The organism is Mesorhizobium sp. M2D.F.Ca.ET.226.01.1.1 (assembly GCF_004022705.2).
Lineage (GTDB): Bacteria > Pseudomonadota > Alphaproteobacteria > Rhizobiales > Rhizobiaceae > Mesorhizobium.
Map to the genome: position 1 here is coordinate 316,721 of NZ_RZOY02000009.1, position 8,136 is coordinate 324,856.

The 8,136-nt window shown below is 61.6% G+C and carries 7 protein-coding genes; 1 reads left to right on the forward strand and 6 read right to left on the reverse strand.

Annotated features, from left to right (window positions below; genetic code table 11):
* Positions 1–7: 7 nt before the first annotated feature.
* Positions 8–1,174: a glycosyltransferase gene (locus tag EN869_RS22165; RefSeq protein WP_127227833.1), complete on the reverse strand. Its 1,167-nt coding sequence runs from the start codon at positions 1,172–1,174 to the stop codon at positions 8–10.
* Here EN869_RS22165 and EN869_RS22170 point away from each other — a divergent pair.
* Positions 1,173–2,831 carry a polysaccharide pyruvyl transferase family protein gene (locus tag EN869_RS22170; protein WP_245489455.1) on the forward strand — a complete coding sequence of 553 codons (1,659 nt, stop codon included), beginning with the start codon at positions 1,173–1,175 and terminating at the stop codon, positions 2,829–2,831. The two genes, EN869_RS22165 and EN869_RS22170, sit on opposite strands and share 2 nt — an antisense overlap.
* Here the strand turns inward: EN869_RS22170 and EN869_RS22175 are convergent.
* From EN869_RS22175 to EN869_RS35130, 5 genes are all read right to left on the reverse strand, one after another.
* Positions 2,733–4,199, reverse strand: coding sequence for a lipopolysaccharide biosynthesis protein (locus EN869_RS22175; protein WP_127227834.1), 1,467 nt, complete (start codon positions 4,197–4,199; stop codon positions 2,733–2,735). The genes EN869_RS22170 and EN869_RS22175 overlap by 99 nt on opposite strands.
* On the reverse strand, positions 4,196–5,365 hold the full coding sequence (locus EN869_RS22180; protein ID WP_127227854.1) for a glycosyltransferase: 1,170 nt from the start codon (positions 5,363–5,365) through the stop codon (positions 4,196–4,198). The genes EN869_RS22175 and EN869_RS22180 overlap by 4 nt, the downstream gene beginning before the upstream one ends.
* Positions 5,366–5,533: 168 nt before the next feature.
* The gene (locus tag EN869_RS22185) at positions 5,534–6,613 is read right to left on the reverse strand and encodes a glycosyltransferase (protein WP_127227835.1); all 1,080 of its coding nucleotides are present in this window, start codon (positions 6,611–6,613) and stop codon (positions 5,534–5,536) included.
* 44 nt (positions 6,614–6,657) lie between these two features.
* On the reverse strand, positions 6,658–7,878 hold the full coding sequence (locus EN869_RS22190; protein WP_167498522.1) for a glycosyltransferase: 1,221 nt from the start codon (positions 7,876–7,878) through the stop codon (positions 6,658–6,660).
* 88 nt (positions 7,879–7,966) lie between these two features.
* Positions 7,967–8,136 (reverse strand): UDP binding domain-containing protein (locus tag EN869_RS35130; RefSeq protein ID WP_245512355.1); only part of this gene is annotated, 170 nt, incomplete at its 5' end.

The following is an 8,136-nucleotide window of genomic DNA, read 5'->3' on the forward strand; positions in this document are numbered from 1 at the left end:
TCTGCCATCATGCCGCCGCCGCGAAAGTCGGAGGCATGGCGGCGAGGCCGCGCAATTTCTCGACGAAGGCCGCGCAATCGCTGCGGTCGTAGCTCCAGGTCCGCGGATTGCGGGCGAGCACCCGCGACTTCAGGCCGCGGTATCCATCCTCGTCCATCCCGCCCAGCATCGCCTCGATGCCTTCGGGCGTCGCTTCGGACAGAAGCACGCCGATATCCTGCCGCTTCAGAAACCGGCCGGTTTCGGTGCCCGCCATCGAGATCGGCACGGCGCCGAAGCGGCAGCCCTCATAGAGGCGGTTGGGAAGCAGCCATTCGGAATTCTGGCCGGCCTCGAAGAAATCGATCGCCCAGGAGAAATGCACCTCCCCGTAGATTGCCGCCATGTCTTCCGGATTGCGGTAAGGCCCGCGGAACGAAAGCCAGGGCTCAGCCTCGATGAAACCATGAAAGTCCGGAAATTCGGACAGCGCCGGGCGGCCTCTGAGCACGACTTCAAAACGCCCCGCCTGCCGGCGGGTGAAATCGGCCAGCAGCTCCAGCGAGCGGCGGCAGCGCAGCGCGCCGAACCAGCCGATGCGCCAGGGCGGCAGTGCCGGGCTGGCGTCGTCGAAAGGATAGGCGGCGGCAACGGATGTCGCCTCGAAATACTTGTTCTCGATCAGCTCGACCGGTGCGACGATCTGCCCGAACGGCTCGAAATAGTTGGCGATGAAGGCCGGCGAACTGGTCACCAGAAGCTTCACGTCGCGGGCGAGGCGGCGCTCGGCGCCGCGCAGCGTCCTGCCGACAAAATCGTCGCGCAGCACCAGGCGATGGATATCCAGGCATTCATAGACGATCGGCACGCTCGCCCCGAGCGCGCCATTGGCGCGGCGCGCAAGCGCCAGCATCTCGAGGTTGCGGGCGATGATGAGATCGGGCCTGGCCATGGCACCCAGCTTCGCGCCGATCGACATGGCAGCCTTGGCGACCGCGCCGATGCGCTGCGCGAATCGGCCGTCGCGCGTCGCGCCAAGGTCGACAGGCTCGATACCCTCGATCTCGGCGACCGGATTGGTGGTGCGGCGGAAGCCCGCCAGGGTAACCCTGGCGCCGCCTGCCTTGAGCATTTGCACCCTCCGGCGCACCGCCGGGTCGGATACGTCATGTACAAGGTACAAGACATGCAGCATGAAACTCGACCGCTGTTGGGCCCACCCATCGGGGATGCTAGTACAGCTTTTGCTGCATCGCAACAATTTTGGTGCTGCGGGGCAAACGTCCGCACATTTTTTGTTGCACTGCAAAAATGATCCGCTACTCTCAATCCGACCTGGCATCGATCTGGATTCGGCGTTGGCTACCAGCGTGGTGCAGCATGTCAGGATCGCGACGCGGATCGCGTGGCAGCACTTCGGCAAACATGCCGTTTTAATCGCCGCCGGCCTGGCGACGGACGCGAAACGAGGTTCCTCCATGAAAGTCGTGATCGAAAACACAGTGTGTCTGAACACGGGCGATGCCGCGATCCTTTTGGCTATCCGCCATATTCTCAGATCGATCGCCGGCGGCGATGTGCGGTTCCTGGTTTTCGACAGTCAGCCAGACGTCGCGGCCAGGCTTTACCCGAAGAAAGATTACCCTGATCTCGAATTTCACAAGCTCCTGTCGGAATCGCTGTTCAAGGATCAGCGTGGCGCCGGGATAAAGAGCCGGCTCAAGTCGATCTACAACCGGGCAGTCTGGCGCGCCTTGCGTCGCTTCGCACAAAACGGCACCGCCAGCAGCGTTTTCTTCAGCCAGGACGACCGCCGCGGCCTCGAAGCCTATGCCAGCGCCGACCTGGTGGTGACGACAGGCGGAACCTATCTCGTCGAGAACTACGATCTCGAAAAGCGGCTCAATCAATTCCGCATCGATGCGATCTTGGGCAAGGACCCGATCTTCTTCACGCAATCGCTCGGCCCGTTCAAGAAAAGCTACAATCGCCAGGAGCTAGGTTCGATCTTCGATCGGGCTCCGCTCATCCTGCTGCGTGACGAGCGATCCAGAAACCACATACTTGATCTGGTGAAGGACCCGGGCAAATGCCATGTGGTCGCCGATGCCGTCTTTGCCCTGGCTGACAGCGGCAGGATCAAGAAACATGTCGGCATCGCTCCGGCGCCGACGGGCCGCGTCGCGATTTCCGTCCGTCACTGGAGCTTCGTCAGCGACGGTGAGGAGGGCATGCGTCGCTATCTCGATTCGATCCGGGAGATCGCCACAATTCTTGTCAGGGACCACGCCAAGAAGGTGACCTTCGTTTCAACCTGCCAGGGCGTGCCGGAATACGCCCATGACGACGCCAGAACAGCACGGGCTATCGTGGCCGAGCTCGACCCGGAAATCGCCGAACACGTCAATGTCGATGCCGCATTTCATACGCCCGACCAGCTGATGTCGCTGGTGAAGGATTGCGACTTCGTCGTCGCCACGCGCATGCATATGATGATCATGTCGCTTTGCGTCGGCACGCCGGTGCTGCCGATCGCCTATGAATTCAAAACCAAGGAAGTCGCCAAGCGTATCGGCGTCGCCGACCTTCTACTCGACATCGATACCGTAACGCCCTCGGAAGCGGCCGAAAAACTCGGCAGATTCATCGGTGGCCTTGACCACTATCGCCGGGCAAGCCTCGCGGCCGTTCTGGAAGAGCATGCGTCGGCAATGTCGGCAACGGGGCCGTTGTCGCCGTTGATAGGCAGCCGCTCACCCGATGTTGCTGGCGACGTTGGCAAGAGTGGCGAACAGCGCCCTGCGCGACTGCGGAACAGCAAGCATGAGGGCCAGCGCGAACCCGTAATTTAGGGCAATCGCCACAAGGATCGTGAGCAGGTCCGACTGGTTGGTCAGCAACGCCGGCAGCGACAGGTACGAGAGCCAGGCGAGCAGGGACGAGACGATGAAAAGCCCCTGTATGCCGAGGAAATCGCCGGCGGTCACCGGGCCGACACGATGGATCAGGGCGGCAAGCACCGGCACACGCAGCGCATAACCGCTGATGGCATAGGCAGCCGCGACGCCGATGGCTCCCCAATGGAGGCCCACGATGAAGGAGGCGACGGTCGTCAGCGACGAATAGATGCCCCAGTGGAACATCGTCTTCGTCTTGCCCTGGCAGATGAATATCCACCCGGTGGTGCTCGATACGGACTGCATCAGCCCGGCGATGCCCAGCCAGGCAAAAATCGGCGCCACAGCCATCCAACGCTCGCCGAAAAGAAGCCTGACCACCTGCTCCGAAGTCAGTGTCAGCGTCGCAATGCCTGGCATGGTGATAACGGCCAGCAGCCAGTTTGTCCGGACATAGATGTCTCGAAATCGCTGCTTGTCCTCATGGATGCGGCTGAGCAGCGGCACCATGATACGCGTCAGCGGCTGGTTGATGTTCTGCAGCGGAAAGAGCAGCAGCTTGTAGGCGCGATCATAGTAGCCCAGCTCGACCGCGCCGGAATATTTTCCGATGAGGATGTTGTCGAGGTTGCGAGAGAGAAAATTGACAAGGTTGAAGCCCGTAAGGTTCGCGCCGAACCTGAATATGTCGCCGTCGATCTTCAGATTCGGCCACGACGGCGTCCAGCGCGTCACCAACCAGCCGGCAACCAGCGCAACAACGGCCGAAACAGCCGGACCCAGAACCAGCGACCAATAGCCAAACCCCCAATACGCCGCGGTTGCGGTGGCGAGCAGCCCGACGGCCGCGGTGATTGTGTCGTTGAGCGCAAGCTGGCCGAATTGCAGATGGCGGTTCATCAAGGCAAGCGGCACAGCGGCCAGACTGCCAAAAAGCAGCGGCACGGCGGAGGCAAGTGTTATTCCCCACATTCGCTGGTCCCCGTAGAAGGCGGCAATGGCGGGGGCCAGGCAAGCCACGACCGCCCCGGCGCAAAGGCCGACAACCGCGCTCAGCCAGAAGACCTGGTTGAGCTGCTGTTGATCGATCTCCTTGCGCTGGATGACCGCCTGCTGGAGGCCGAGATCCTGGAGCAGACCGACAAAGGCCACGATCGGTCCCACGGAAGCCACAAGGCCGAAATCCTCGGGAACAAGCAGCCGGGCAAGGATGACGACCGAAAGGAACTGGATCGCTATCTTGAAACCTTGCGCGCCAGCCGTGACCAGCCCGCCGCGCAAGGCAACGCGACCAAATTGAGGGGGCGGTGGATTGGCATTCATGTGACGGATCCGGTCTCCCCCAGCCGCGCGACGATCCGCGCAAAGCGTTCATTCAAGATATCGGCATTGAAATCCGCCTCGACCTTCCGTCGGGCGGCAAGCGCTATCGGCTCGCACAGGTCCGGATTCTCGGCGACCCAGGCGAGCTTGCCGGCAAGCGCAGCGACGTCCCGTTCGGGTACGAGGAAGCCGGTCTTGTGATCCTCGATCAGCTCGGGAATCCCCGAATGATAGGTGCTGACAGCGATCAGGCCACCGGCCATCGCCTCCATTAGCGCAACCGGGATTCCTTCCAGATCGCCGTCCCGGCCGGTAACGCTTGGCAGGAGGAAGACATCCGCCTCACTCAGGAGCTGCTTGACCTCACCGTGCGGACGCGGTCCGAGGAAAGTCACCCTGTCGGCAATACCGAGATCGATGGCGGTGCGCTTCAACTGCTCCAACAATTCTCCGCCGCCGATCACCGAATAGATCCAGTCGCGATGCGGCAGACCGGCGAGCGCGCGAAGCGCATATTCGGTGCCCTTCTTCTCGGTCAGCCGGCACACCGAGATGAAAGACAGCGTACGTCCCTGCCAGGAGCGCCAGCGATATTCGATCTCGCCGGGGCGAATGCCCATGTGGTGGACCGCAACCTGCGTCGGCTCGGCGCCGGCATCGATCAGGGCCTGACGGAAGAACGCATTCACAGGCAGCTGGAGAGCCCCCTTTTCGAACACGGGCCTGTAGTAGCCGAGCGTGTTGTCGTGCATCGGCCTGCCGACATCGGTGCCGTGGAATATGGTCACCAAAGGCGCGGAAATCTGGCGTCGCTTCATGATGCGGGCGACGCGCAGGCCGTTGTGGCCAAAATGCGCCACGATCACATCGGCGTTTCGCAGCTTGTGCGCGTTGGCCAAGTCGATAGCGGTCGAGAGCTTGTCCCAAAACCTGCCCGACCATTTGCTGAGCAGCGAGCGGTAGCGACTGAGGCCGCCCCACCAGGAAACGACCGGCCCAGGCAATGACTGCCAACGTGCATCGTCGACATTACTGTCCTTGCCAAAGGCCATCTCGTTGCAGACGACACTGACTTCCATCCCTCTCTCAAGGCATCCGGCAATCTGATCGAGCACGAATGTCTCGGACAGAGTGGGAAATTTGTCGACTACGAAACAAATTCTCATCGGCAAGATGTTCTCGCCCGGATCAGGCTGGAAACGTCGGCAAGGCCTGACACATGCGGCATGAACTTTGACTCCTGTCGGCGCAACCTAGTACTAGTACAGGAATTGCTGCATCGCAACATTTTAGGTGCACTGCAGCAAACCAGTGCCATCTCTCTGCTCGGCGAGTTACGCAGCGCGGCGGGCGCCTTGCCGGGCCGCTTTGTCGAGCAGATCGAGAAACACCACCAATTGCCGCGCGGGGTCGAGCTCGGGGCGTTTGGAGAAGGCGAGAGCAGCAGCCGAAAGCCGCTCATATTCCGGGCGATCGTTCCAAAGGCGTCGCACCGCCGCGGCCCAGTCAGGGACCGGAGCGTCATAGTCGAGCACCACCCCGCCGGGGCCGATGGCCTCGGGCAGGCCACCACGCCGAGATCCGACGACGGGGATGCCGCTGCAATGCGCCTCGGATGCGACGCGGCCCCACGCTTCTTCCCATTTGCTCGGTGCAAGCAGGATCCTGGTGCGGCCATAGACCGTCTTCATGTCGTTGGTGCGGTTCTCCAGCGTAACGTTCGCGAGCGGCGCGATGGTCTTCTCGATGCGGGCGCGATGGTCGTCTTCGAGCTTCCAGCTTTCCACGAACAGGAACGGGATCTCCGGGCAGGCTGCCGCAATCTTCACCGCAAGATCGAAACCCTTCTCCTCATAAGGGTTGATCATGGTGACGAATTCACCGGTCGTGTGCGTGCAGTAGAGAGCGTCGTTGATGGTCGGCGGCAGCACGATGGAATCGATGCCGAATTTTTCCTTGTAGGTGCGCGCGGTAAACTCCGAATTGGCGATGTAAAGTGCCGAACCGAGTTCGCGAGGATCGCCGGCTAGCTCATGAAATTCGACGTTGTGAAGATAGACGACCAGCGGCACACCTTCGGCGAGAAGCGCCTTTCCGAGCGGGACGGATTTGTGGCACTGCACGACGGCGACGTCAGGCTTGGTTTTTTCGACGGCGAAGCCGGCAGCCTCCCAGGGGAACCAGGCGCGCATCACCGGGTAGCCGGGGAAATTGTCGACCACCGCGGGCTGCCGCAACAGCTTCATCTTGGCGCGCGCCTTGAAGCCGAACATGCCGTCGCCGAACAGCGAGGCAAGCACCGACGCCTGGTGGCCATGCTCGATCAGCTGTTCGACCAGATGATGGGTGTTGGATTGCACGCCGCCGGTGAACTCGGGGATATACCCGTTGCCGCTTGCAAAAAGCACTTTCATCGTTTCGCTCCTAATTCGGCCCAGCGGACGGGTACCCGCGTCGATCAGCTTGCGCCGCGCAGCGATGGAAGCTTCGAAGTCATTGCCTGACACAAACGGCCGACCGAGGCTGAAAGCGACAGCGTCGAATATTCCCGCAACAGCTTCGATGCCGGGATCACCTTTCCCGCCTTCAGGTCCCGCGCCAGATAGTGGGGGAAGGAATGCATGTATTCCCTGACGATGTCGGTTTTCAGGGCTCCGGACTTCCATCCCTTCACCGCCGAGACGAATTCGTCGGCCGGGGCGGACGCCAGACCCGTGTCGTAGGCTTCGAAGGTACGACGCACGATGGCGCGTTCCTTGTCGCTGAGCGAGGTCTTCCCGGCCCGTTCGGCAAGCAGCGCATAGCGGCGGATGTCTTCGGCCGCGTGATGCCACAGTCCCTTCCTGGCCATGATGCTCGAACGCTGCAGCAGCGCCTGCATCTCCAGATCCGCCGTCCTCGGCAGGGCCTGTTCGGAGCGATCGAGATACTCATGCAGGTCGACCGACTTGTAGATCTCTTCCATGATCACCCGGTCGTACGAGCCCCAGGCCTTTATCCGGTCGGTATAGGAAATCACCACCTTGGTGCTGCCGCGAACCATGTTGTGCTGCCGCTGGAAGAACATGAGGCCGTCGACCCGGACAGCCTTGAACCGGCGCGCCAGCCTCAGCATCATCTCGTAGTCCTGCGACCGGACCAAGGTCTCGTTGAAGCCTCCCACCTCGTCGTAGCATGCGCGACGCACCAGCAGGCCGGGCTGATGGACGTGGCAATATTCGAGATGCGACGGGAAAAAATTGTCCTGGCTGACATGGCCGAAGGCGACGATCTCGTAATTCCGCTCTTCGATCTGGGCCGACTGCTGGAAACGCGCATATTCGCCGAACGCGAAATCAGCCGTCGGCTCCCGCTCGAACGCTGCGAGAAACCGTTCCAGCGCCGTCGGGTGCGCGACATCGTCGTCATCGAACACCCAGACGAAGTCCCCCTTGCAATGCCTCAGGGCGAAGTTCAGCGCCGTCGACTTGCCGCCATTTTCCTTGCGGTAATATTCCACCGGAGCGGGGAAAGAGGCGGCCACCGCGCTGGTGTTGTCGGTCGAGCCGTCGTCGACGATCAGAATCTGATCCGGCACCACAGTCTGCTTGAGCAGGCTGGCGATGGCTTCGGGCAGGTACTTCTCACGGTTGAAGGTGGGGACAATGACGGTGACCGTCGGTTTCGGCTGGGCAGCCATTGGTGACCTCATACTGTTGCCGGTGCGCCGTTCGCCGGCGTGAGTCCACAGCCATGGTGACAGCCGTTGTCCTTGAGGCGATCAGCAGTCATGCCGCCATCCTGCCGATCGAGAAATATTCGATGCCGTATCGCGCGATCACCTTGGGATCGTAGAGGTTGCGGCCGTCGAAGATGACCGGCGTCGTCAGCGCATCCTTGAGCGCGTCGAAGGACGGCGCGCGGAAGCTCTTCCATTCGGTGCAGATCAACAGCGCGT